The 22,601-nt window shown below is 69.5% G+C and carries 22 protein-coding genes; 10 read left to right on the top strand and 12 right to left on the bottom strand.

Annotation, left to right across the window (positions count from 1 at the left end; translation table 11 throughout):
- Position 1: 1 nt before the first annotated feature.
- On the bottom strand, positions 2-991 hold the full coding sequence (locus OG885_RS22525) for an alpha-ketoacid dehydrogenase subunit beta (protein WP_405734402.1): 990 nt from the start codon (positions 989-991) through the stop codon (positions 2-4).
- A gap of 1 nt (position 992) precedes the next feature.
- A complete protein-coding gene (gene pdhA, locus OG885_RS22520; RefSeq protein WP_405734400.1) occupies positions 993-2,141 on the bottom strand; it encodes a pyruvate dehydrogenase (acetyl-transferring) E1 component subunit alpha in 1,149 nt (382 codons plus the stop codon).
- A 346-nt stretch (positions 2,142-2,487) separates the two neighbouring features.
- On the opposite strand from pdhA, the gene OG885_RS22515 reads away from it, so the two are divergent.
- The 3 genes from OG885_RS22515 (at position 2,488) to OG885_RS22505 (ending at position 4,751) form a co-directional block, all read left to right on the top strand.
- A complete protein-coding gene (locus OG885_RS22515; protein ID WP_405734398.1) occupies positions 2,488-3,153 on the top strand; it encodes a response regulator in 666 nt (221 codons plus the stop codon).
- Between the two features lie 66 nt (positions 3,154-3,219).
- On the top strand, positions 3,220-3,642 hold the full coding sequence (locus OG885_RS22510; RefSeq protein ID WP_405734396.1) for a pyridoxamine 5'-phosphate oxidase family protein: 423 nt from the start codon (positions 3,220-3,222) through the stop codon (positions 3,640-3,642).
- Positions 3,643-3,707: 65 nt separating this feature from the next.
- The gene (locus OG885_RS22505) at positions 3,708-4,751 is read left to right on the top strand and encodes a phosphotransferase (protein WP_405734394.1); all 1,044 of its coding nucleotides are present in this window, start codon (positions 3,708-3,710) and stop codon (positions 4,749-4,751) included.
- Positions 4,752-4,855: 104 nt separating this feature from the next.
- Here the strand turns inward: OG885_RS22505 and OG885_RS22500 are convergent, their stop codons facing one another.
- Positions 4,856-6,406 carry a protein kinase domain-containing protein gene (locus OG885_RS22500; RefSeq protein ID WP_405734392.1) on the bottom strand — a complete coding sequence of 517 codons (1,551 nt, stop codon included), beginning with the start codon at positions 6,404-6,406 and terminating at the stop codon, positions 4,856-4,858.
- 351 nt (positions 6,407-6,757) lie between these two features.
- On the opposite strand from OG885_RS22500, the gene OG885_RS22495 reads away from it, so the two are divergent.
- Both OG885_RS22495 and OG885_RS22490 read left to right on the top strand, forming a co-directional pair.
- Positions 6,758-8,371, top strand: coding sequence for a protein kinase domain-containing protein (locus tag OG885_RS22495; RefSeq protein ID WP_405734390.1), 1,614 nt, complete (start codon positions 6,758-6,760; stop codon positions 8,369-8,371).
- Between the two features lie 23 nt (positions 8,372-8,394).
- The gene (locus tag OG885_RS22490; protein ID WP_405734388.1) at positions 8,395-8,856 is read left to right on the top strand and encodes a GNAT family N-acetyltransferase; all 462 of its coding nucleotides are present in this window, start codon (positions 8,395-8,397) and stop codon (positions 8,854-8,856) included.
- 64 nt (positions 8,857-8,920) lie between these two features.
- Here the strand turns inward: OG885_RS22490 and OG885_RS22485 are convergent, their stop codons facing one another.
- Positions 8,921-9,820, bottom strand: coding sequence for a D-alanyl-D-alanine carboxypeptidase family protein (locus OG885_RS22485; RefSeq protein ID WP_405734386.1), 900 nt, complete (start codon positions 9,818-9,820; stop codon positions 8,921-8,923).
- A gap of 183 nt (positions 9,821-10,003) precedes the next feature.
- Between OG885_RS22485 and OG885_RS22480 the strand changes: the two genes are divergently transcribed.
- Positions 10,004-10,693, top strand: coding sequence for a GntR family transcriptional regulator (locus tag OG885_RS22480; RefSeq protein ID WP_405734384.1), 690 nt, complete (start codon positions 10,004-10,006; stop codon positions 10,691-10,693).
- A complete protein-coding gene (locus OG885_RS22475; protein WP_405734382.1) occupies positions 10,690-11,985 on the top strand; it encodes a nitrate/nitrite transporter in 1,296 nt (431 codons plus the stop codon). The genes OG885_RS22480 and OG885_RS22475 overlap by 4 nt, the downstream gene beginning before the upstream one ends.
- A 30-nt stretch (positions 11,986-12,015) precedes the next feature.
- On the opposite strand, the gene OG885_RS22470 is transcribed toward OG885_RS22475, so the two are convergent.
- Complete coding sequence (locus OG885_RS22470) at positions 12,016-12,840, bottom strand: maleylpyruvate isomerase family mycothiol-dependent enzyme (protein WP_405734380.1); 825 nt, start codon at positions 12,838-12,840, stop codon at positions 12,016-12,018.
- Between the two features lie 182 nt (positions 12,841-13,022).
- Between OG885_RS22470 and OG885_RS22465 the strand changes: the two genes are divergently transcribed.
- Complete coding sequence (locus tag OG885_RS22465) at positions 13,023-13,820, top strand: carbon-nitrogen family hydrolase (protein WP_405734378.1); 798 nt, start codon at positions 13,023-13,025, stop codon at positions 13,818-13,820.
- 29 nt (positions 13,821-13,849) lie between these two features.
- Here the strand turns inward: OG885_RS22465 and OG885_RS22460 are convergent, their stop codons facing one another.
- A complete protein-coding gene (locus OG885_RS22460) occupies positions 13,850-14,347 on the bottom strand; it encodes an LURP-one-related/scramblase family protein (RefSeq protein ID WP_405734376.1) in 498 nt (165 codons plus the stop codon).
- Entirely contained in the window at positions 14,344-15,336 is a 993-nt protein-coding gene (locus OG885_RS22455) for a helix-turn-helix domain-containing protein (RefSeq protein ID WP_405734374.1), read from the bottom strand. Before OG885_RS22455 ends, OG885_RS22460 begins: the two co-directional genes overlap by 4 nt.
- A gap of 52 nt (positions 15,337-15,388) precedes the next feature.
- Between OG885_RS22455 and OG885_RS22450 the strand changes: the two genes are divergently transcribed.
- Together OG885_RS22450 and OG885_RS22445 are read left to right on the top strand one after the other, a co-directional pair.
- Positions 15,389-15,775 (top strand): cupin domain-containing protein, encoded by a 387-nt coding sequence (locus tag OG885_RS22450; protein WP_405734372.1) that lies wholly within the window; start codon positions 15,389-15,391, stop codon positions 15,773-15,775.
- Between the two features lie 89 nt (positions 15,776-15,864).
- Entirely contained in the window at positions 15,865-17,415 is a 1,551-nt protein-coding gene (locus OG885_RS22445) for a recombinase family protein (protein ID WP_405734371.1), read from the top strand.
- Positions 17,416-17,505: 90 nt separating this feature from the next.
- Here OG885_RS22445 and OG885_RS22440 read toward each other — a convergent pair whose 3' ends face one another.
- The 5 genes from OG885_RS22440 to OG885_RS22420 form a co-directional block, all read right to left on the bottom strand.
- Positions 17,506-17,670 carry a hypothetical protein gene (locus OG885_RS22440; protein WP_165951232.1) on the bottom strand — a complete coding sequence of 55 codons (165 nt, stop codon included), beginning with the start codon at positions 17,668-17,670 and terminating at the stop codon, positions 17,506-17,508.
- 21 nt (positions 17,671-17,691) lie between these two features.
- Positions 17,692-18,729, bottom strand: a complete 1,038-nt coding sequence (locus OG885_RS22435; RefSeq protein WP_405742820.1) for a glycosyltransferase — start codon at positions 18,727-18,729, stop codon at positions 17,692-17,694.
- 265 nt (positions 18,730-18,994) lie between these two features.
- Positions 18,995-19,222, bottom strand: coding sequence for a DUF6458 family protein (locus tag OG885_RS22430; protein WP_329336944.1), 228 nt, complete (start codon positions 19,220-19,222; stop codon positions 18,995-18,997).
- A 59-nt stretch (positions 19,223-19,281) separates the two neighbouring features.
- A complete protein-coding gene (locus OG885_RS22425; protein ID WP_405734368.1) occupies positions 19,282-20,577 on the bottom strand; it encodes a M18 family aminopeptidase in 1,296 nt (431 codons plus the stop codon).
- Between the two features lie 99 nt (positions 20,578-20,676).
- Positions 20,677-22,503 carry an acyl-CoA dehydrogenase gene (locus OG885_RS22420; RefSeq protein WP_405734366.1) on the bottom strand — a complete coding sequence of 609 codons (1,827 nt, stop codon included), beginning with the start codon at positions 22,501-22,503 and terminating at the stop codon, positions 20,677-20,679.
- Positions 22,504-22,601 lie beyond the last annotated feature (98 nt).

The following is a 22,601-nucleotide window of genomic DNA, read 5'->3' as shown; positions in this document are numbered from 1 at the left end:
CTCAGTACGCCAGGGCACGGTCGACGGCGTCGAGTACCCGGTCCAGGCCCGGCAGGTACTCCTCCTCGATGCGGGCCGGCGGGTAGGGGGCGTGGTAGCCGCCGACCCGGAGCACCGGGGCCTCCAGGTGGTAGAAGCAGCGCTCCGTGATGCGGGCGGCGATCTCGGCGCCCGAGCCGAAGAACACCGGCGCCTCGTGGACCACGACCAGACGACGGGTCTTCTCCACCGAGGCCTGGATCGCGTCGAAGTCCAGCGGGGACACCGAGCGCAGGTCCAGGACCTCCAGGTTGCGGCCTTCCTCGGCCGCGGCGTCCGCGACCTCCAGGCAGGTCTTCACCATCGGGCCGTAGGCCACCAGGCTCAGGTCGGTGCCCTCGCGGACCACCTTGGCCTTGTGCAGCGGGCCCGGGATGGCCTCGGTGTTGACCTCGCCCTTGTCCCAGTAGCGCCGCTTGGGCTCGAAGAAGATCACCGGGTCGTCGCTCTGGATGGCCTGCTGCATCATCCAGTACGCGTCGGAGGAGTTGGAGGGCGTGACGATCTTCAGGCCCGCCACGTGCGCGAAGAGCGCCTCCGGCGACTCCGAGTGGTGCTCGACCGCGCCGATACCGCCGCCGTAGGGGATGCGGATGACGACGGGGAGCTTGACCTTGCCCAGCGAGCGGGCGTGCATCTTCGCGAGCTGGGTGACGATCTGGTCGTAGGCCGGGAAGACGAAGCCGTCGAACTGGATCTCCACCACCGGGCGGTAGCCGCGCAGCGCGAGGCCGATCGCGGTGCCGACGATGCCCGACTCGGCGAGCGGGGTGTCGATGACGCGGCTCTCGCCGAAGTCCTTCTGCAGGCCGTCCGTCACACGGAAGACGCCGCCGAGCTTGCCGACGTCCTCGCCCATGACCAGGACCTTGGGGTCGGTCTCCAGGGCGCGGCGCAGCGATTCGTTGATCGCCTTGGCCAGCGCCATCTTCGTGGAAGTCTCGGTCGCCATGTCAGGCCCCCTCTCCGTCGGCGAACGACGCCTGGTAGGCGGCGAACTGGGCTCGCTCCTCGTCGACCAGCGCGTGTCCGTCCGCATACGCGTGCTCGAAGAGGGCGAAGCGGTCCGGGTCCGGCATGGCACGGACCGCTTCGCGCACTCGTTTGCCCAACGCCTCGCTCTCGGCCTCCAGTTCCGCGAAAAATCCCTCGTCCGCGTGGTTTGAGGCCTCCAGGTACTGGCGCAGGCGCAGGATCGGGTCCTTGGCCTCCCAGGCCTGGCGCTCCTCGTCACCGCGGTAGCGGGTCGGGTCGTCGGAGGTGGTGTGGGCACCCATCCGGTAGGTGAACGCCTCGACCAGGGTGGGGCCCTCGCCGCTGCGGGCGCGCTCCAGCGCCCACTTCGTCACCGCGAGGCAGGCCAGCACGTCGTTGCCGTCGACCCGGACGCCCGGGAAGCCGAAGCCCTGCGCGCGCTGGTAGAGCGGGACGCGGGTCTGCTTCTCGGTGGGCTCGGAGATCGCCCACTGGTTGTTCTGGCAGAAGAACACCACAGGGGCGTTGTAGACCGCGGAGAAGGTGAAGGACTCGGCGACATCGCCCTGGCTGGAGGCGCCGTCACCGAAGTACGCGATGACCGCGCTGTCGGCGCCGTCCTTGGTGATGCCCATCGCGTAGCCCGTGGCGTGCAGGGTCTGGGAGCCGATGACGATCGTGTAGAGCTGGAAGTTGTTGCTGTTGGGGTCCCAGCCGCCGTTGTTCACGCCGCGGAACATGCCCAGCAGGTTCTCCGGCGGGACGCCGCGGCACCAGGCGACGCCGTGCTCGCGGTAGGTCGGGAAGACGTAGTCGTCCTCGCGGGTGGCCCGCCCGGAGCCGATCTGGGCGGCCTCCTGGCCGAGCAGCGAGGCCCACAGGCCCAGCTCGCCCTGGCGCTGAAGGGAGGTGGCCTCGGCGTCGAAACGGCGGGTGAGCACCATGTCGCGGTACAGACCACGGAGCTCTTCGGGGGTGATACCGGCGACGTACTTGTCGTACGCGGCGTTCTTGACGCGCTTGCCCTCGGGCGTCAGCAGCTGAACCAGTTCGGGCTCGGTGCTCGGGGACTTCCTGGTCCCGGCGCTGCGTCGCGGTTTGCGCGCGGCAGTGCTCTCCACGGTCACGTGTGCTCCTCCGTCGGTCCGGCATCCGGGTTCGCCGGGTGCCAGTGCGGCTCACCTGAGGCCCTGCGGACGCACGGGGTGGGTGCGGACCGGTCGGGATCAGGCGTGACAAGGTGCCCCGGCGAGCGCCCTGCAAAAGGCACGTTACCCAGTGCTGCACATTTCTGTGAAACCCCTTCTGACCTGCGATTTTGCTTGGATTTCCAAGTAAGTCGATGCTTGGATTTCCTACTAGTCGCGGAATTCGGGAACAGCTGCTGGTCACAGCCTTGCAGGAGGCCGGAGCAACGGCACGTTATCCCGGCGACCCAGGTCACCGGAAGACTTTCTGTGTTTGACTTGCCGCGTGCGCGAAGACGGAAAAATCACCGTATTTCTGCTCGACGACCATGAAGTGGTCCGCCGGGGCGTCCATGAACTGCTCTCCGTCGAGGACGACATCGAGGTGGTCGGCGAGGCCGGTACGGCGGCCGACGCGCTGGTGCGGATCCCGGCCACCCGGCCCGACGTCGCCGTCCTGGACGTGCGCCTGCCGGACGGCAGCGGGGTGGAGGTCTGCCGGGAGATCCGCTCGCGCGACGAGGACATCAGGTGCCTGATGCTGACGTCGTTCGCCGACGACGAGGCGCTCTTCGACGCGATCATGGCGGGCGCCGCCGGATACGTCCTCAAGGCCATCCGGGGCAACGAGCTGCTCTCCGCCGTACGGGACGTCGCGGCCGGCAGGTCCCTGCTCGACCCGGTGGCCACCGCGCGCGTGCTGGAGCGACTGCGGGACGGCGGCGGCGCCAGGAGCGACGACCGGCTCGCGCACCTCACCGAGCAGGAGCGCAGGATCCTCGACCTGATCGGTGAGGGCCTCACCAACCGCGTGATCGGCGAGCGGCTGCACCTCGCCGAGAAGACGATCAAGAACTATGTGTCCGGTCTGCTCTCCAAACTCGGCATGGAGCGGCGGTCGCAGGCGGCGGCGTACGTGGCGCGGATGCAGGTGGAGCGGGAGCGGCGCTGAGGCCGCGGCGGCATCAGGGACCAAAGACCTCTGTCCTGGGAGGCGTCCGCGGCCGACAGTGGTCGTATGCCCTCCGACGAACAGCGCGCCGTCGCCCTGCTCGCCCGCACCGACTACGGCCGGGTGGCCACCAGCATGCGCGCCCTGCCCTTCCTCGCCTTCGCCCGCCACCTCGTGGCCGACGGCCGGGTGCTGCTGCGGCTGCCCAGGAGCTGCGGCTACCACCGTGCGTGCACCGGGCACGTCGTCGCCTACGGGGCGGACAACCTGAGCACGGCCCGGCCCGGGGAGGGGCTGTGGTCGGCGCAGATCGTCGGGGAGTGCACCGCGCACGAGCCGACGCCCGCAGAACTCGAACGGTTCGGCCCGGAGCCCCGGGTCGTCGACGGCGAGCCGTACGAGCCCGTCTATCTGCGCGTCGAGCCACAGTTCGGGACCGTGCACTCCACCGACGGCGCCCTGGAAAGTCACTTCGCGCACCTGCCGTGATCGAAAGCGACTGTCTGTGACAACGCCCAGCTCACAGCCTCGTTCGGTGCCCTAGCATCTGGCGCGTGCCGCGCCCTTGTGTACCACCCCCCGTTTCCCACGCGCCCCCGCTGAGCGCCCTGTTGAGCCGTTACACCGCCGGCTCCGCCGTCACCTGCGAACCCGTCGAACAAGGGCTGCTGAACCGCGGCTACCGGCTCCGCACGACCCGCGGCCGCTACTTCCTCAAGCACCACTTCGACCCCGACACCGCCGACCCCGCCGCCATCGAACGCCGGCACCGCGCCACCCAGCGCCTGGCCGACCTCGGCGTCCCCGTGGCCCCTCCGCTGGCCGGCCGCGACGGCCGTACGGTCGCCGTCGTCGGCGGCCACGCCTACGCCCTGCACCCCTGGGTCGAGGGCCGCCACCGTCACGGCGGCCAGCTCACCCCGGAGCAGTGCGCACGCCTGGGCGCCCTGCTGGGGGCCGTGCACGCCGCCCTGGAGCGCGTCATGCCACCCAAGGCGCGCACGCGTCCGGCCACGAGCCCCCACCCCGTGCGCAGCGCGGACCCCACCGACACCTTCGCCGTCATCGACGACCTGCTCACCCGCGTACGCCGTCACCGCCCCGCCGACTCCTTCGACGAGCTGGCCCGCCACCGTCTCCTGGAACGGCGCGCCCTCCTGGAGCGGCACGCCCACCGCAGGCCGCCGCGCGGGGCCGCCACGGGCTGGGTGCACGGCGACTTCCACCCGTTCAACCTGCTCTACAAGGGGGACGCGCCCGCCGCGATCGTCGACTGGGACCGGCTCGGCGTGCAGCCCCGCGCGGAGGAGGTCGTACGCGCCGCCGCGATCTTCTTCGTACGGCCCGCGGGGGCGCTCGACCTGCCGAAGGTACGGGCGTACGCGCACGCGTACCGGCGCGCGGCCGGGGCCGCGCCCTCGGAGCTGGCGGCGGCCGTGCACCGGGTGTGGTGGGAGCGGCTCAACGACTTCTGGATGCTGCGCTGGCACTACGAGCGCGGCGACACCCGCGCGGACCCCCAGTTCCCGGCGTCGTCGGCGCTGGCCGTGTGGTGGACGCGGGAGTACGAGGCCGTGTGCGACGCGTTCGCGGGGTGAGGGCCCGCAGACCCGGGAAACAGCACGCGCGCGTAGGGTCCGTCTCCGGTCCGTACGCGCGCGTGGAGGTCAGGTCAGAGGCCGCCGGTCGGCAGGCCTGGCCTTCAAGTGCCGTCGGGGTCGCCCGTGTCGCCGCCGCTGGTGTCCGTCGGCTCCGCCGTGTCGGTGGGCTCGGCGGTGTCCGTCGGCTCGTCCGTCGGCTCCTCGGTCGTCGGCTCGTCCGTCGGCTCCGTGGCCGTCTCCGAGGGTGTGTACGACGGTGTGTACGACGGCGTCGACGACGGGGTCCAGGAGGAGCCGCCGTTGCTCGTGCCGTCGTCGGTCTGCTCCTCGGTGGCCTCGTCCGTCGGCTCGTCGCTCGGCGACTCGCTGGCCGTCTCGTCGTCCTTGGTCTGCGAGGTGGTCGGTGACTGCGTGGTGCCGCCCCCGCCCTTGTCGCCGCCGCCGTTCAGGGCCAGCGCGACGCCCGCCGCGATGGCGATCACCGCGAACACCGCGAGGATCCACAGCTTGCCGCGGCCGCTGCCCCGGTTGCCGTGCCCCTCGAAGCCGCCGTCGTCCCCGCCGCCGTAGCCCTGGGGCAGGATCTGCTGCGGGATCTGTGTCGTACCGGAGGCAGGGTCGGGGTGCCCCATGACCGTGGTGTTCGCGAAGCCCGCGGCCGGGGTGTGCCGGCCCTCGTGCATCGCGACCGGGCCGGTGTTCCAGGTGCCGGTGTGGCCGCCCTGCTCGTACAGCATCTGCAGCCCGTACTGGACGAGACCGCGCATCTCCTCGGCCGTCTGGAACCGGTCGTCCGGCTCCTTGGCGAGCGAGCGCATGACCAGGCCGTCGAGCTCCGGCGGCGAGGCGTCGGAGGCCTCGGACGGCGGGGTCGGGATGTCCTGGACGTGCTGGTAGACCACCGACAGCGGGGTCTCACCCGTGAACGGGGGCCGCAGCGCGAGGAGTTCGTAGAGCAGGCAGCCCGTGGCGTACAGGTCGGAGCGGTGGTCGACGGCCTTGCCGAGGGCCTGCTCCGGCGACAGGTACTGGGGCGTGCCCATGACCATGCCGGTCTGCGTCATCGTCGACTGCGCGCCGTGCAGCGCGCGGGCGATGCCGAAGTCCATGACCTTCACCGCGCCGTTGTGCGTGATGATCACGTTGGCCGGCTTGATGTCACGGTGCACGATGCCGTGCTGGTGCGAGTAGGCGAGCGCCTCCAGGACACCGGAGACGATGATCAGGGCCTGCTCGGGCCCGGGCGCCTCGGCGTTGATCAACAGGTCCCGGATCGTGCGGCCTTCGACGATCTCCATGACGATGTACGGAACGGCCTGGCCGTTCACGTAGTCCTCGCCCGAGTCGTACACGGCGACGATCGCGTGGTGGTTGAGACCGGCCACCGACTGGGCCTCGCGCGTGAAGCGGGCCTTGGAGACGGGGTCCTCGGCGAGGTCGGCGCGGAGCAGCTTGACCGCGACGGTGCGGCCAAGGCGTACGTCCTCGGCCGCGAACACCTCGGCCATGCCGCCCCGGCCGAGTCTGCGGGTCAGCCGATAGCGGCCGTCCCCCACCAGTCCGCCGTTACCCCACAGCTCCGGCGCATCCGACATCCCGCCGCCAGTCGCCTCGGGGTCGGACGGGCCCTGAGCGCGCTGCTGCTGTGCCATCAGTCCTCGCCGTCGTTTCTGCCCGCGGTGCGCGCGGTGTTGTTACGGTCTCCGTCGGCCACGCTACAGCCTCCGCGCAAGCCTCCGGTCCGGGAAGACCCCGGGGGCCGGTCCGAGACGGACCGGTCATAAAAGCGGTAGCACGCGCTGTCGTGCAAATTCTGTGTACCGGCCGTACGGCACCTGTAACGCTTCCGCGACGCTTCTTTCGCGTACGGTCACGGAACGGGCACCCGGCTTGACCTGTCAGTGCCGTGCGGCAGACTTGGCCGGGAATGAGCCATTCGATCAACGACGATTCGATCAACGACAGTCGGGCCGGCGCCTGAAGGCCGATGGGGGACGCAGAACATGAGCCAGGACGGCGCGCACGGCCGGTACGCGGGGCGGGCACTCGCCAACAACCGCTATCAGCTGCGTGACTTGCTCGGCGAAGGCGGCATGGCCTCGGTGCACCTGGCGCACGACACCATGCTCGACCGCCCCGTCGCGATCAAGACCCTGCACACCGAGCTGGGCCGGGAACAGGCGTTCCGCGAGCGTTTCCGCCGCGAGGCCCAGGCCGTGGCCAAGCTCACGCACACCAACATCGTCTCCGTCTTCGACACCGGCGAGGACAGCCTCGACGGCATGACGATGCCGTACATCGTCATGGAGTACGTCGAGGGCCGCCCGCTGGGCTCGGTGCTCGACGAGGACGTACGGCAGTTCGGCGCGATGCCCGCAGACAAGGCGCTGAAGATCACCGCGGATGTGCTGGCGGCGCTTGAGATCAGCCACGAGATGGGCCTGGTCCACCGCGACATCAAGCCGGGCAACGTGATGATGACCAAGCGCGGCGTGGTCAAGGTCATGGACTTCGGCATCGCGCGCGCCATGCAGTCGGGTGTCACGTCGATGACGCAGACCGGCATGGTGGTGGGTACTCCCCAGTATCTGTCGCCCGAGCAGGCCCTGGGCCGCGGGGTGGACGCCCGCTCCGACCTCTACTCGGTCGGCATCATGCTGTTCCAACTGGTCACCGGGCGCCTCCCGTTCGAGGCGGACTCGCCGCTGGCGATCGCGTACGCGCATGTGCAGGAGGAGCCGGTCGCCCCCTCCTCGATCAACAGAGCGCTCCCGCCCGCCGTGGACGCCCTGATCGCCCGCGCCCTGAAGAAGAACCCGAACGAGCGCTTCCCCAGCGCCGAGGCCATGCGCGACGAGTGCCTGCGGGTCGCGGCCTCCTTCCAGGCGGCCCCGCCGAGCATCGTCCCGGGCGCCCAGACCGCGAGCGGCGCGGGTGTCGGCTCGGCGGTCTTCCCGCCGGTCGGCCAGACGCCCCCGCCGGCCACGAACAACGTCCAGACGCCGTACCAGCCGGCCCCCACCCCGAACCCGTACGGCACCCCGACCCCGGCGCCCGCCTACGGCTACCCGCAGCAGGCCGGCTACCAGACCCCGGCCCCCAACGCCTACGCGTCGAGCACCCCGCCGCCGTACAACATCACGCCCCAGCAGGCCCCGGCGGCGTCCTCCGGCGGCAAGAACAACAAGCCGGTGATCCTCGGCTCGATCATCGTCTCCGTCATCGCGGTCGGCGGCCTCATCGCGGCCCTGCTGATGAACGGCGGCTCGGACGACGACGCCAAGGGCAGCGACGGCGCGAGCACGTCGGCTTCCTCGCATCCGACGGGGTACCGCAAGGGTGACCCGAACCGGACGATCGAGAAGACCGAGTGCACCGACCCGCAGGAGTCGTACGACGACCCGGACAAGATCCAGGTGCCGGACTTCACCTACAAGAACTGGGACTCGGTCCTCTCCTGCCTGAAGTCCGTCGGCTGGCACTACGACAAGAACGCCGTGGACGAGAACACATGGGGCGAGGGCATCGTGATCCGGCAGTCCCCCAAGGCCGGTACGGACGTCGACCCGAAGGACGTGGACATCCAGTTCGACATCTCCACGGGCAACCCGGCCTGAGCGCGACCAGGCATCATGGTCCGATGACCAACGTCAGACGGGTGCGTGTCGGGGATCTTCCGGAGCTTGTCGCCCTCATCGCCGAGCATGCCGTCTACGAGAAGGCCGATCCGCCTGCCGAGGGGCTGGCCGAGCGGCTGGGGCCCTTGTTGTTCGGGGAGCCGGAGCCTCGACTGATCGGGCTGGTCGCCGAGTTGGAGGAGGGTGGGCCCGTCGTCGGGTACGCCACCTGTTCCGCCGAGGTGTCCACCTGGGACGGGGTCGAGTACCTCCACATGGACTGTCTGTTCCTGCGGGACGGGCATCGGGGGCTCGGTATCGGGGAGTCGCTGATGGACGCCGTGCGCGGGGAGGCGCGGCGGCTCGGGCTCGGGCATGTGCAGTGGCAGACGCCGGTGTGGAACGACGGGGCGATCCGGTTCTACGCGCGGATCGGCGCCACGTCCAAGGACAAGCGGCGGTTCTTCTGGCCGGCGGCCGGCTGAGCGACCCCGGGACATGAGAAAGGGGCCCGCCGCCGCAGGCCCCCTCCCACTCCACGTCTACGCGTCAGCTGATCTTCGCGTAGCCGTAGTTGATCAGCTTCTTCACGTCCGCCGTGCGGCTGGCCTCGTTGGGCGCGGTGAGGACCGCGCCGATCACCGACTCGCCGTTGAGCGTGGCGGCGAAGACGAGGCAGTACTTGGCCTCGGTGCCGGAGCCGGTCTTCACGCCGAGCGTGCCGTTCCAGCCGAGCAGGGCGTTGGTGTTCTTCCACGCCGCCATGGTGCGGGTGGAACCGGTCTTCGTGATCGTCTTGGCCGTGTACGACTTGGTCTTGACGACGGTCTTGAAGGTGGAGCTCTTCAGCGCGCTGCGGGCGACCTTCGTCAGGTCACGCGGCGTCGAGGCGTTGGAACCCTTGCTGATGCCGTCGAACGAGTCGAAGTGCGTGTTCGCCATGCCCAGGCTCTTGGCCATGGTGTTCATCTTGCCGATGAAGTTCTTGGTGCGGGCGGCGACCGTGGTGCCGGAGCCGTACTTGTCGGCCAGCGCCATCGCCGCGTCGCAGCCGGACTTCAGCATCATCCCGTAGAGGAGCTGACGGACGGTGACCTTGTCACCGACGATCAGGCCCGCGGACGAGGCGCCGTTGGCGACGATGTAGTCGCTGTACGCCTTCTTGATCGTGACCTTGGCGTCCAGGTTCAGGTTTGACTGCGACAGCACGACCTTCGCCGTCATGACCTTGGTCGTGGACGCGGTGAGCCGCTTGGTGTCGGCGGACTTGGTGAACAGCGTCTTACCCGTGGCGCCGTTCATCAGGTACCCGCCCTTGGCGGTGATGGTCGGCGTGGTCACAGCCTGCGCCGGCGCCGCGGTGAGAGCTCCGGTGGCGAGCATCGCGCCGGTCGTGAGGGCGACGGCTGCGGCTCTGCGGACACGGAGGCCCTTGGTAGCGGTTGTCAACTGAAATACCCCGAATACGTCGAATTCGCCTGTGATGCGGCCGAGTTGGAGGGGAAGACGAAGGGGCCGCATGTGTGTGACACGTAAGTAGCACAGAAGGTTGTGCGGCGGCTGGGGTAATTGTTGAGGTCCGCATGGTGGAACGGATCTCTTATGCGTACGTGTTGTATCTATGCTGTGCACATGCCTTCCGCCCCGCCCGCCGCCACCGTCCCCACCGACGTGCCCACCCCCGCCAAGCAGCCCCCCGCCGCCGACCGTGTCTACGACCACGTCAAGCAGGGTGTCCTGGAGCGCCGCTACGAAGGAGGCACGCTCCTCACCGAGGGCGAGCTCGCCGAGGCCGTCGGGGTGTCGCGGACCCCGGTGCGGGAGGCGTTGCTGCGGTTGCAGGTGGAAGGGCTGATCAAGCTCTACCCGAAGAAGGGCGCGCTGGTCCTGCCGGTCTCCGCACAGGAGATCGCGGACGTGGTCGAGACCCGCCAGCTGGTCGAGGAGCACGCCGCGCGCAAGGCCGTACCGGCGTCCCCGCAGCTCATCGCCCGCCTGGAGGAGCTGCTCGCGCGGCAGAAGGAGCAGGCCGCCGCCGGGGACCTCGCCGGCGCCGCCGTCACCGACCGCTGCTTCCACGCCGAGATCGTCCGCAGCGGCGGCAACGAGATCCTCTCCCGGCTCTACGACCAACTCCGCGACCGGCAGCTGCGGATGGGCGTCGCCGTCATGCACGCCCACCCCGACCGCATCACCAAGACCCTCGCCGAGCACGAGCAGATCCTCGACGCGCTGCGCTCCGGCGACGCGGAGGCCGTCGTCGGACTGATCCACGGGCACGTGGAGTGGTTCTCCCACCTCGCGCGGGGTGAGGTCCGATGAGGTCCACGGCCCTGCCCGCCGATCCTCCCGGCGGCCGACGTGCCATGGCCGTCTGGGGCATCGGCGTCTCCGTCTACTTCGTCGCCGTCATCTTCCGTACCTCGCTGGGGGTGGCCGGCCTCGACGCCGCCGACCGCTTCCACGTCAACGCCTCCGCGCTGTCGACCTTCTCGATCCTCCAACTGCTGGTCTACGCGGGCATGCAGATACCCGTCGGCCTGCTCGTCGACCGGCTCGGCACCAAGAAGGTGCTCACCATCGGGGTCGTGCTGTTCACGGCGGGACAGCTCGGCTTCGCCTTCTCCCCCTCGTACGGCATGGCCCTCGCCTCGCGCGCGCTGCTCGGCTGCGGTGACGCGATGACGTTCATCAGCGTGCTGCGGCTCGGCGGCCGCTGGTTCCCCGCCCGGCGCGGGCCGATGGTCGCCCAGCTCGCCGGGCTCGCGGGCATGGCCGGCAACCTCGTCTCCACCCTCGTGCTGGCCCGGCTGCTGCACGGCGTCGGCTGGACCGCCGCCTTCGCGGGCAGCGCGCTCGCGGGCGTGGTGGTGCTGGTGCTGCTGCTCCTCTTCCTCAAGGACCACCCCGAGGGCCACGAGCCCGAGCCGCTTCCCCACCAGGGCGCGGCCTACGTACGACGCCAGATCGCCGCGTCCTGGCGGGAGCCGGGGACACGGCTCGGGCTCTGGGTGCACTTCACGACCCAGTTCCCGGCGATGGTGTTCCTGCTGCTGTGGGGCCTGCCGTTCCTGGTCGAGGCGCAGGGGGTGTCCCGGGCGACCGCGGGCGAGCTGCTGACCCTGGTCGTGCTGTCCAACATGCTCGTCGGGCTCGTCTACGGCCAGGTCGTCGCCCGGCACCACGAGGCGCGGCTGCCGCTGGCGCTCGGGACCGTGGGCGCGACGGGGCTGGTGTGGGCGGTGACGCTGGCGTACCCCGGCGCGCACGCGCCGATGTGGCTGCTGGTGGTGTTGTGCGCGGTGCTCGGGGCCTGTGGGCCGGCCTCGATGCTGGGCTTCGACTTCGCGCGCCCTGCGAATCCGCCGGAGCGGCAGGGGACGGCGTCCGGGATCACCAACATGGGCGGGTTCGTCGCCTCGATGACGACGCTGTTCGCGGTGGGCGTGCTGCTGGACGCGACCGGGGACAACTACCGGATCGCGTTCTCCGTGGTGTTCGTGTTGCAGGCGGTGGGGGTCAGTCAGATCCTGCGGCTGCGGAAGCGGGCGATTCGCAGGGAGCGGGAGCGGTTGGTGGCGAGCCGGGTGGAGACGGTCCACGTACCGGCGTAGAGCTGGGGGCTCTCGCCCCCAGATCCCTACCTACGGCGTCACCGAGAAGTTGCTCAAAATCGCCGCCGTCAGCTGGGGTTCGCCCTCCGCCTTCACCCGGTCCGCCACCGCGTCCGGGGTCACCCGGCCGCAGGCCAGGCGGACGTAGGTCTCCCAGTCGAGGGTGAGGGTGGCGGCGGGGCCGAGTGCGGGGGCCGTTTCGAGGGTGCCGCGGCCCTGGATGTCCACGCGGATCGTGCGCAGGAACTCGATGGGGCCGTGGACGTCGAACACGACGGCCGAACTGCGCGGGGCGTCGGCCTTCTCCGCGACCACGGCGGGGAGTTCGGCCAGCAGATAGTCCCTGGCGATGTGCGCGCCGGGCGAGTCCAGATTGCCCGGGCGGCCGAGCGCGGCGCGCAGGTCCTGCTCATGGACCCAGACGTCGAAGGCGTGCCGACGCATGGACTCCTCGAGCGTCAGCTCGGTGCCGTAGGGGCCGCGCACCTTCGCCCCCGGGTCGCGCGACTCGTTGCGCAGCTGCCGGTTGCGGCGGATGATCACGTACTCCAGCTCGGACGTCATCTCAGGCGCGGTGTGATGGCGGCGGACGTCGACCTGCATCTCCGTGTACCGCTGCTGTTCGTTCGTCACGTGGTAGAGGTCGCGCGGGAGCGTGTGGATCGGGCGCGGGTCGCCGAGCATCTCGCAGTCCAGACCGATGACATGGGACACCACGTCACGGACCGACCAGCCCGGGCACGGCGTACGCCGGTTCCACTCTCCTTCCACGAGCGGGGTCACCAGCTCGGATATCGCTTCGATGGAGTGGGTCCAGGCGTCGGCGTAGGGCTGGAGGGTGGGATGCAGACTCACGGAACGGGACCCCTCGGCGGTCGGTACACGGGCAGGTGGTGGCGGCGTTGCCAGCGGGAGGTGGCTGCACTCGGCGGGTGTCTCGAAACGCTAAGTTACGCTGCTGTGAGGCACCCCGGCAGTGCTTTCGTGTGACGATCGTAGGCCCGTGTGGACGGCTCGAATGCCAGGACGGTGGTAGTGTGCGCGCCTCTCTGATCCAGATCGACGTGAACGAGGACGAATCGGTCGAGTCACGTCGGCTGCGGGTGGCCTCGCTGGTACGGGAGCAGGCGGGCGCCGATCTCGTCGTCCTCCCCGAGCTGTGGACCACGGGCGCGTTCGCCTACGAGGGGTTCGCCGGCGAGGCCGAGCCGGTGGACGGGCCGACGCACGAGGCGATGGCGAAGGCCGCGAGCGACGCGGGCGTGTGGCTGCACGCGGGCTCGATTCCCGAGCGCGCCGAGGACGGGGCGCTCTACAACACCTCTCTCGTCTTCTCCCCCTCCGGTGATCTGATCGCCGCCTACCGCAAGATCCATCGCTTCGGCTTCGACAAGGGCGAGGCCGTGCTGATGGGCGCGGGCCAGGAGCTGGTGACGGTCCGTCTGCCCGGGACGACCCTGGGCCTGGGCACCTGTTACGACCTCCGTTTCCCCGAACTCTTCCGCGGCCTCGTCGACGCCGGCGCTGAGACCCTGGTCCTCCCCGCGGGCTGGCCGGAGCGCCGCCGGGCGCACTGGACGCTGCTGGCCCAGGCGCGGGCGGTGGAGAACCAGGCGTTCGTGCTCGCGTGTGGAACGGCCGGGACCCACGCGGGAGTTCCGCAGGCCGGTCACTCGATCGTGGTCGACCCCTGGGGCGAGGTGCTGGCCCAGGCGGGGGCCGGCGAGGAGATCCTCACGGTCGAGTTCGACCCCGGGAAGGTCGCGGCCACCCGCGAACAGTTCCCCGCGCTCAAGGACCGCGTCCTGGGCCTGGAACCCCCGCGCAGGCCGTAGCCGACGGCCGTCAGTCCTCCTCGCGTTCCTCAGTCCTCCTCGCGTTCCTTCTCCGCGAGGTGGATCACGCACACCGCCACCGCGATCAGCAGCGCCGGGTCCGCGTCCTCGCGCACGACGTCCACGCCGTACGTCTCCCGGACGTGCAGCCAGCGGCGGGAGACGACGGCGAGGAGCTCACCGTCGTACTCGACGGCGAACTCCCGGTCGAGGATCTTGCCGCTCACGTCGAGTTCGGTGCTGCCGTCGGCGAGGGCGACGCGGTAGTGGTTGCGCAGCAGGGACAGACGCTTGCGCTTGATGGTGGCCAGCGGCTCGCCGTCCCGCTCGACGAGCATGGTGTCGCGCAGGGCGAACATCTTCTGCCGGATGTCGATCAGGACGCGCCCGCGCGTGTCCTTCAGCTCGAAGGTGTCGCGCAGCCGCATGGCCTTGCCGTCGACGAGGAAGACCTTGTTGCCCTGGTCGTCCTCGATCCAGTAGTCGTCACCGAAGCCGAGCAGCCGGTCGCGTACGAGGAATCTCATGCCATGACCGCTTCCCCGGCAGCCGGTCCGAAACGCCGCCGGTAGGCCGACGGGCTGAGGCCGGTCTCGCGTCGCACGCGCGCGCGAAGGTTCGCGGCGGTGCCGAGTCCGCTCCGCGCGGCCACCACGTCGAGCCGCTCCTCGCCGCGCTCGATCAGCCGGCAGGCCAGCGCCACCCGTTCCCCGGTCAGCCAGGCGAGTGGTGTCGTCCCCAACTGGGCCCGGAAGCGGCGGTGCAGGGTGGCGGGCGAGACCGCCGCGCGGGCCGCGAGGTCGGCCACGGTCAGTGGCTCGCCCACCCGCTCCTGCGCCCAGGCCAGCAGCGGGCCGAGGGACTCGTCCGGCACCTCCGGCACCGGGCGCTCCACGAACTGGCGTTGCCCGCCGTCGCGGTGGGCGGCGAAGACCAGCCGACGCGACACCGCGTTGGCGATCTCGGCGCCATGGTCACGCCGTACGACATGCAGGCCCAGGTCGAGCGCGGAGGCGCTGCCGGACGCCGTGAGGATGTCGCCGTCGTCCACGAAGAGCACGTCCGGCTCAAGGCGCACCTGGGGGAACCGGGTCCGGAACGACTCCGCCCACATCCAGTGGCAGGCCGCCCTGCGCCCGTCCAGCAGTCCGGCCTCCGCCATCGTGAACGCGCCCGAGCAGAAGCCGAGCAGCCGGGCGCCACGCGCGTGTGCCCGGCGTACGGCGTCCAGCACCCGGGGTGAGCGAGGGGTGTCGGTGTCGGGCCGGTTCGGCACGATCAGGGTGTCCGCCTCCTCGGCCGCCTCCAGCCCGGCGACCTCGGTGAGGGTGAAGAAGCCGTCCCGCATCCGGGTGCGCGGTCCGGCGGCGCACAGGGCGAAGTCGTAGAGCGTCCGCCCCAGTTCGGGTCGGCGCAGACCGAAGATCTCGATGGCGCAGCTCATTTCGAACGGGTTGGAGTTCTCGTCGACGACGAGGACCACCCGGTGCGGGCGCTGAGAGGATTCTTGCGGCATACGCGATTCCTAGCACTCGTGAACCGTCGGCGGTACCCCGCACGATGACCTCATGGAACCCATCGCGCTCTCCGCCGCCCTCGCCTCCTTCACCGAGCAGTGGAGCCCCCGCATCGTCACGGCCGTCAACGACTACGACGTCCGAATCGCCAAGGTCGAGGGCGACCACGTCTGGCACGTCCATGACCACACCGACGAGTTCTTCCTGGTCCTGGAGGGCGAACTGCACATCTCCCTGCGGGAGCAGGCCGTTGAGCGCACGGTGGTGCTGCCGAAGGGTTCGGTCTTCACGGTCCCGCGCGGCACCGAGCACAAGCCCTACGCCCCCGTCCCCACCGCGATCCTCCTCTTCGAACCCACCGGCACCCTCACCGTCGGCGACCGCCATGACGACGTACCGGACCATGTGGACGCGACGACCGGGCATGCGCTGAGGTGACTGCCGGTGGCGGGTGGCACCCTTATGTAATCCTTTTCGACTTCTGGAGATAGACAACAGAGCACCGAACTCTTCGCCACACTGAGTGTGTGCACCAAGACACAATCTGTGATCTGTATCTCCGGCTGTCCCTCGACAGGGACGGTAAAACCGCCATCGAGCGGCAGGAAGCCGACTGCCGTGTCTGGGCCGAACGTAACGGGCTGACCGTCCGCAAGGTCCACATAGACAGAGGGCGCTCGGGCTATAAGACCGTTGAGCGCAAGGGCTTCGACGCCGCGCTGGCGGCCGTCACGGCGGGCGTTGTCGGCACGCTGATCGTCTGGAAACTCGACCGCCTGTCCCGCAAGGGCATCGGCCAGGTGGGCAAGGTGCTGGACGCGATCGAGAAGGCGGGTGGCCGTCTCGTCTCAGTCGTGGACGGTCTCGACACGTCGAACGACTCGGCGCGCATGGTCGTCGCCATGCTCGCTGAGCTGGCTCGATCAGAGTCCAAGAATCTCGGTACGCGTGTCGGCCATGCCAAGCGCTACCTGCGCAGCAAGGGCCAGTGGATCGGCGGACAGCCTCCGTACGGACTGCTCATCGACCCGACGACGAAGAAGCTCGTCCACGACCCGGAGCACGCCGATTACGCCCGTTTGATCGCGGATGAAGCGCTCGCCGGAACATCGCTGGTCAAGATCGCCCGACTCCTCAACGAGTACGAGATCCTCTCGCCGAGGGGCGGGCAATGGAACGCGGCCAGCGTCATGCAGCTCCTCCGGTCCCCTGCGTTCGCCGGCCTCATGCCGGAGACCGAGAGCGTCGAGATGGATGACGGCGAGCGGAAGTACACGGGGAGGGTCTTCCCGTACCGCGATCCCGAGACGCTGGACACTGTCGAGATCGGCGAGGGGATCATCACGGTCGGAGAGCGTGATCAGATCATCCGCATCCTGGAATCCAGAACGTTTGTGCACGCAGGAAAGCGGCGGCCGAAGCCCGAGGGGACGGCGCTGCTCACGGGACTCGTCTACTGCGCGGTTCCCGGCTGCGGTCGCCGGATGCATCGTGTGGGCGGCAGCTATCAGTGCATGGCTCGTCGCGCGGGCAACCAGTGCATCGGAGCGTCAGCGTTGGCTGAAGCGGTTGATCAGTACGTGACGGAACAGTTCCTCACCAAGCTTCCGGTGCTCGAACCGGACGACCCGTTGCTTGTCGCGATCGCTGACCGCTGGGCCCACCGGATTGATCCGGAGACATTCGCCAAGCGTGATGCTCTCAACGCTGAGATCCAGGATGAGAAAGCCCGGTTGGCGGATCTTGAGGACGCACGCTACCTGCGTGGTGAGTTCAAGGGCCCTGAGGCCGTTGAGCGATACAACCGACTTGCAGAGCGGCTGAGCATGCGCATCGACGGTCTGCGTAGAGAGCTCTACAAGCTGCCCGTGCCGTCCGTGGACGTGTCTCCGATGCTCGACGGACGCACCTTGCGCGAAGCGTGGACGGAGGCAACAAACGAAGACCGGCGCGATCGGTTGTCTCTCGCCATCGATCGGGTGGAGGTGACCAAGGGAGTTCGAGGCCAGAGGATCATCCCTGAGCAGCGCGTCCACATCCAGTGGGCGAAACCGGCAGCTGCGGACACGCCTGGGTGAGCTCGCGCGGGTGGTCAGCCGCCCCTGGTGCTGGCCGGGATGGGACCCGACCAGCCCACGCAATAAGGGACTGCCCGCGCAGTGAAGGGACTACCGGCGACGCGGGCGCGGGGCCAGCTTGTACAGTGCCACGCCCGCGGCGGCCAGGGTGGTGGCCGTGACGACCAGGGCCATGCTGTTCATCCACAGGCCGGTCGCGGCCAGGGTGGCACCTCCGGCACCGGTGGTGCCCGCGCCGATCACTCGTCCGTACATCGTGCTTCTCCTAGTTGGGGATCATGTGGCGACCCACTTCTCCTCGCTGCGGCGCAACATCCCCCACAGCGAGGTGAAGTAGACGGCGTGCTGGAAGAGGTCGTAGAGCATCTCCGGGACCATCAGCGCCGCGAGCAGGACGGCCTTCGGGCCGGCCCGCCGTACGGAGACCGTCTTCTCGACGACGAAGATCAGGCCGATCCCCGTCCAGAACGGGGAGAAGCCCGGCCAGCCGTACAGCGTGGTGAACGTGGTCATGTAGACGAGGTAGACCAGGAACGACAGCGCGCCGAAGCCCATCAGGAACTGCTGGGCGAAGTAGCGGGCGGTGACCTTGGTCCAGCCGTAGTCGCGCAGGTTCTCCAGGGCGCCGCGCTGCCAGCGCAGCCGCTGGTGCCAGAGCTTGCCCAGCGTCGGCATGACCTCGGTGGTGACCGCGCAGCCGGCCGGGGACATGGCCCGGTAGCCGAGGGTCTTGACCGCCTTGGTCATCTCGTCGTCCTCGGTGAGCGAGGCGAGGCTGTAGTAGCCGCTGCCGCCGCCGATCACCCCCGCGCGGCGGGCCGCCCGCACCTCGCGCAGCACCCGGGCACGGAACATGGTGCCGGTTCCGGTGAGGACCTGGGCCTTGCCGCCGGTGCGCTCCAGTTCCCAGGCGTAGCGGTGGAACTCCATGCGCTGGAGCAGCCCGAGGAGTCCGCCGCCCTCCTCGCCGTAGAAGACCCCGCCGACGGCGCCGACCTTGCGGTTGAAGGTGGCGAGGGCGGTCTGGGCGAAGGAGGGGTCGAGGACGGTGTCGGCGTCCTGGACCAGCAGCAGGTCACGGTCGTCGAGATGGGGCAGCATCCAGGCGATGGCCTGGTTGAGGGCGCCGGCCTTCTTGTGGGTGTTGCCCTGGGTGTGGAACACCTGGGCGCCGTGCGCGACGGCGATCTCGGCGGTGTCGTCGGTGCAGTTGTCGCAGACCACGACGACGAGGTCGGGCCGCCGGGTCTGGTCGCGCAGGCCGTCGATGGCGGCGCCGATGCGGTCCGCCTCGTTGTGCGCCGGGATCAGCACGGCGAGCCGGGGACGGGTCGCCGGTTCCTCGGGGGCCGCGTGGGCGCGACGGGCCGCGTGGCGACCGCTGGGCGCCGCGAGGTCGAGCACGGCGGGCCCCCTGGTGCGAAGTCTTGCGAGGAAGGGGCCCGGTACCACTCACCCCCCGGGCCTCCAAGTCCTCACAAGTCTTCACGAAACCCATACAAGCCGACAAGCAGTCCGGTGTAACGGACTGCTCACGGTTGTCTGGATATTTCCTGTGAGTCCAATTGGTGACGAGCTGTCAGAAATCCCTGCGCTGACGCCCCTCTTCGTCGATGACCGGCGTGGTGGGCGGCACCACGACCCGCCTGCGCCGCGCGATGCTGCTGAAGGTGCTGACCCCGATCAGTCCGACGATCATCAGGATGATCCCGACCAGATCGAGGTTGACCCCCTGCATGTCCCAGTCGGTCGCGAACGTGAGGATGGCTCCCGCGGCGATGAGGATGATGCATCCGCCGAGGCCCATGAGTGTCGCCTCCCCTGAATGAAGTTTCCGTCAGGGGCGGGTAACCAGGCGCGCGGAAACTATCCCTCCAGGAACGCCACCAGTGCGTTGGCCAACAGATGCGGGTCGTCCGCGCCGCACAGCTCGCGGGCGCTGTGCATCGACAGGATGGCCACCCCGATGTCGACCGTCTTGATGCCGTGCCGGGCCGCGGTGATCGGGCCGATGGTGGTGCCGCACGGCATGGAGTTGTTGGAGACGAAGGACTGGAAGGGCACGTCGGCCCGCTCGCAGGCGGCGGCGAACACCGCACGCCCCGAACCGTCGGTGGCGTACCGGTTGTTGACGTTGACCTTGAGGATCGGGCCGCCGTTGACACGCGGGTGGTGCGTCGGGTCGTGGCGCTCGGCGTAGTTGGGGTGGACCGCGTGGCCCGTGTCGGAGGACAGACAGACGGTGCCCGCGAACGCCCTCGCCCGGTCCTCGTACGACCCTCCGCGCGCGAACACCGAACGCTCCAGCACACTGCCGAGCAGCGGCCCGTCCGCGCCGGTGTCGGACTGCGAGCCGTTCTCCTCGTGGTCGAAGGCGGCGAGTACGGGGATGCAGCCGAGGTCCGAGCCGGCCGAGACGGCGGTCAGCGCGGCCACCCCGGCGTGCACGGACAGCAGGTTGTCCATGCGCGGACCGGCCACCAGCTCCTGGTCGCGGCCCAGGTAGGCGGGCGGTTCGACGGAGTGGACCATCAGGTCCCAGCCGGTGACCTCACCCGCGGCGAGCCCTTCCTCCTCCTCCAGGAACGCGATCAGATCGCCCTCGCGGACGTCGTCGCCGAGCCCCCAGATGGGCTGAAGATGCCGCTGCTTGTCGAGCTTGAGACCCTCCGCCGACACCGAGCGGTCCAGGTGGATGGCGAGCTGAGGGACCCTCAGCAGCGGCCGGCCCACGTTCACCAGCCGCGTCGAACCGTCCCGCAGGGTCAGCCGGCCCGCCAGGCCCAGGTCACGGTCGAGCCAGGAGTTCAGCAGCGGCCCGCCGTAGATCTCCACCGCCACCTGCCGCCAGCCGTGCGCCCCCGCGTCGGGCAGCGGCTTGACCCGCAGGTTGGGGGAGTCGGTGTGCGCGCCGACGACGCGGAACGGCGTGTGCGCCTCGGCGCCCTCGGGGACGTACCAGGCCACGATCGCGCCACCGCGCAGCACGTACTTGCCGCCGCTCGTCCCGTCCCAGGCGTCCGTCTCGGCGACCTGCCGGAACCCTGCCTTCTCCAGCCGCTCGGCGGCGTTCGCCACGGCGTGGTACGGCGAGGGGCTGGCCGCCAGGAAGGACATGAGGTCGTCGGTGTGGCCGCGGTCGAAGCGGGAGGGTTCGCTCATGGGGTTCACCTTAACGACGAAGGGGTTCACCTAGACGACGTACGAGGGCCCGCTCCCGGCGATGGAAGCGGGCCCTCGGGAGAGCTGTGCTGATGTGTCCTAGAACGCGGCCTCGTCCAGTTCCATCAGGTCCAGCTCGACGCCCTGGGCGAGCTTGCGCGCACCCGTGACACCCGGCAGGACGTTGGCCGCGAAGAACTTCGCCGCCGCGATCTTGCCCGTGTAGAACGCCTTGTCCTTGGCGGAGGCCGTCTCCAGCTTCTCGGCCGCGACCGCGGCACCCTTGAGGAGCAGATAGCCGACGACCACGTCACCGGAGGCGAGCAGCAGCCGGGTCGTGTTGAGGCCGACCTTGTAGATGTTCTTGACGTCCTGCTCGGTGGCCGCGAGGTCGGTCAGCATCAGACCGACGATGGCCTCCAGCTCGACGGCGGCCTTGGCGAGGTGCTCACGGGCGCCGGAGAGCTCCTCGCCGCCGGTGCCGAGCGCCAGGAACTTCTTGATGTCCTCGGCGAGGCTGTTCAGGGCGGCGCCCTGGTTGCGGACGATCTTCCGGAAGAAGAAGTCCTGGCCCTGGATCGCGGTCGTGCCCTCGTACAGGGTGTCGATCTTGGCGTCCCGGATGTACTGCTCGATCGGGTACTCCTGGAGGAAGCCGGAGCCGCCGAAGGTCTGGAGCGACTGGGCGAGCTGCTCGTAGCCCTTCTCGGAGCCGTAGCCCTTCACGATGGGCAGGAGCAGGTCGTTGAGCGCGTGCTCGGCCTTGGCGTCCTCGCCCGCGGCCTCCTTGACGGCGATCGCGTCCTGGATCGACGCGGTGTACAGCACCAGGGCGCGCATGCCCTCCGCGTACGCCTTCTGCGTCATCAGCGAGCGGCGGACGTCCGGGTGGTGCGTGATGGTGACCTTGGGCGCGGCCTTGTCACCGAAGGCGGCGAGGTCGGTGCCCTGGACGCGCTCCTTGGCGTACTCCAGCGCGTTCAGGTAGCCGGTCGACAGCGTCGAGATGGCCTTCGTGCCGACCATCATGCGGGCGAACTCGATGATCCGGAACATCTGGCGGATGCCGTCGTGCTTGTCGCCGATCAGCCAGCCCTTGGCGGGGTGCTGGTCGCCGAAGGTCATCTCGCAGGTGTTGGAGGCCTTCAGGCCCATCTTGTGCTCGACGTTCGTCGCGTACACGCCGTTGCGCTCGCCCAGCTCGCCGGTCTCGAAGTCGAAGAGGTACTTCGGGACGAGGAAGAGGGACAGCCCCTTGGTGCCCGGGCCGTGGCCCTCGGGACGGGCCAGCACGTAGTGAAGGATGTTCTCCTCCATGTCGTGCTCACCGGAGGTGATGAAGCGCTTGACGCCCTCGATGTGCCAGGAGCCGTCCTCCTGCTGGACCGCCTTGGTGCGGCCGGCGCCGACGTCGGAGCCCGCGTCGGGCTCGGTGAGGACCATCGTGGAGCCCCACTGCTTCTCCACGGCGACCTTGGCGATGTGCTTCTGGACCTCGTTGCCCTCCTCGAAGAGGATGCCGGCGAAGGCGGGGCCCGAGGAGTACATCCAGACGGCCGGGTTGGCGCCCAGGATCAGCTCGGCGAAGGCCCAGATCAGGGAGCGGGGCGAGGTGGTGCCGCCGATCTCCTCGGGCAGGCCGAGGCGCCAGTACTCGGAGTCCATGAAGGCCTTGTAGCTCTTCTTGAAGGACGCGGGGACCGGCGCGGTGTTGGTCTCCGGGTCGAAGACCGGCGGGTTGCGGTCGGCGTCCGCGAAGGACTCCGCCAGCTCGTTCTCCGCGAGCCGGGTCAGCTCGTCGAGGATGCTCTTCGCGGTCTCGACGTCCGTCTCCTCGAAGGGGCCCGTGCCGTACACCTTGTCGCGGCCGAGTACTTCGAAGAGGTTGAACTCGATGTCGCGGAGATTCGACTTGTAGTGCCCCATGGCGACGGCTCCCTGGAGAGACGGGCGAGGCACTGGATCCTCGCGCTAGTTCACGTACCGACAAGTAGCTTCTATACGATGATGCTACCCGCCGGTAA

It is taken from the genome of Streptomyces sp. NBC_00028 (assembly GCF_045041065.1).
Classification (GTDB): domain Bacteria; phylum Actinomycetota; class Actinomycetes; order Streptomycetales; family Streptomycetaceae; genus Streptomyces.
The sequence above is the reverse complement of the archived record's forward strand: the minus strand, read 5'-3'. Positions and strand labels throughout refer to the sequence as shown.

Excerpts from the sequence above, each read along its gene's own strand:
- OG885_RS22525 (WP_405734402.1), bottom strand. The coding sequence starts at position 991 with ATGGCGACCGAGACTTCCACGAAGATGGCGCTGGCCAAGGCGATCAAC.
- OG885_RS22510 (WP_405734396.1), top strand. The coding sequence starts at position 3,220 with ATGCCCTCCGACGAACAGCGCGCCGTCGCCCTGCTCGCCCGCACCGAC.
- OG885_RS22500 (WP_405734392.1), bottom strand. The coding sequence starts at position 6,406 with ATGGCACAGCAGCAGCGCGCTCAGGGCCCGTCCGACCCCGAGGCGACT.
- OG885_RS22495 (WP_405734390.1), top strand. The coding sequence starts at position 6,758 with ATGAGCCAGGACGGCGCGCACGGCCGGTACGCGGGGCGGGCACTCGCC.
- OG885_RS22490 (WP_405734388.1), top strand. The coding sequence starts at position 8,395 with ATGACCAACGTCAGACGGGTGCGTGTCGGGGATCTTCCGGAGCTTGTC.
- OG885_RS22480 (WP_405734384.1), top strand. The coding sequence starts at position 10,004 with ATGCCTTCCGCCCCGCCCGCCGCCACCGTCCCCACCGACGTGCCCACC.
- OG885_RS22475 (WP_405734382.1), top strand. The coding sequence starts at position 10,690 with ATGAGGTCCACGGCCCTGCCCGCCGATCCTCCCGGCGGCCGACGTGCC.
- OG885_RS22460 (WP_405734376.1), bottom strand. The coding sequence starts at position 14,347 with ATGAGATTCCTCGTACGCGACCGGCTGCTCGGCTTCGGTGACGACTAC.
- OG885_RS22455 (WP_405734374.1), bottom strand. The coding sequence starts at position 15,336 with ATGCCGCAAGAATCCTCTCAGCGCCCGCACCGGGTGGTCCTCGTCGTC.
- OG885_RS22450 (WP_405734372.1), top strand. The coding sequence starts at position 15,389 with ATGGAACCCATCGCGCTCTCCGCCGCCCTCGCCTCCTTCACCGAGCAG.
- OG885_RS22440 (WP_165951232.1), bottom strand. The coding sequence starts at position 17,670 with ATGTACGGACGAGTGATCGGCGCGGGCACCACCGGTGCCGGAGGTGCC.
- OG885_RS22430 (WP_329336944.1), bottom strand. The coding sequence starts at position 19,222 with ATGGGCCTCGGCGGATGCATCATCCTCATCGCCGCGGGAGCCATCCTC.
- OG885_RS22425 (WP_405734368.1), bottom strand. The coding sequence starts at position 20,577 with ATGAGCGAACCCTCCCGCTTCGACCGCGGCCACACCGACGACCTCATG.
- OG885_RS22420 (WP_405734366.1), bottom strand. The coding sequence starts at position 22,503 with ATGGGGCACTACAAGTCGAATCTCCGCGACATCGAGTTCAACCTCTTC.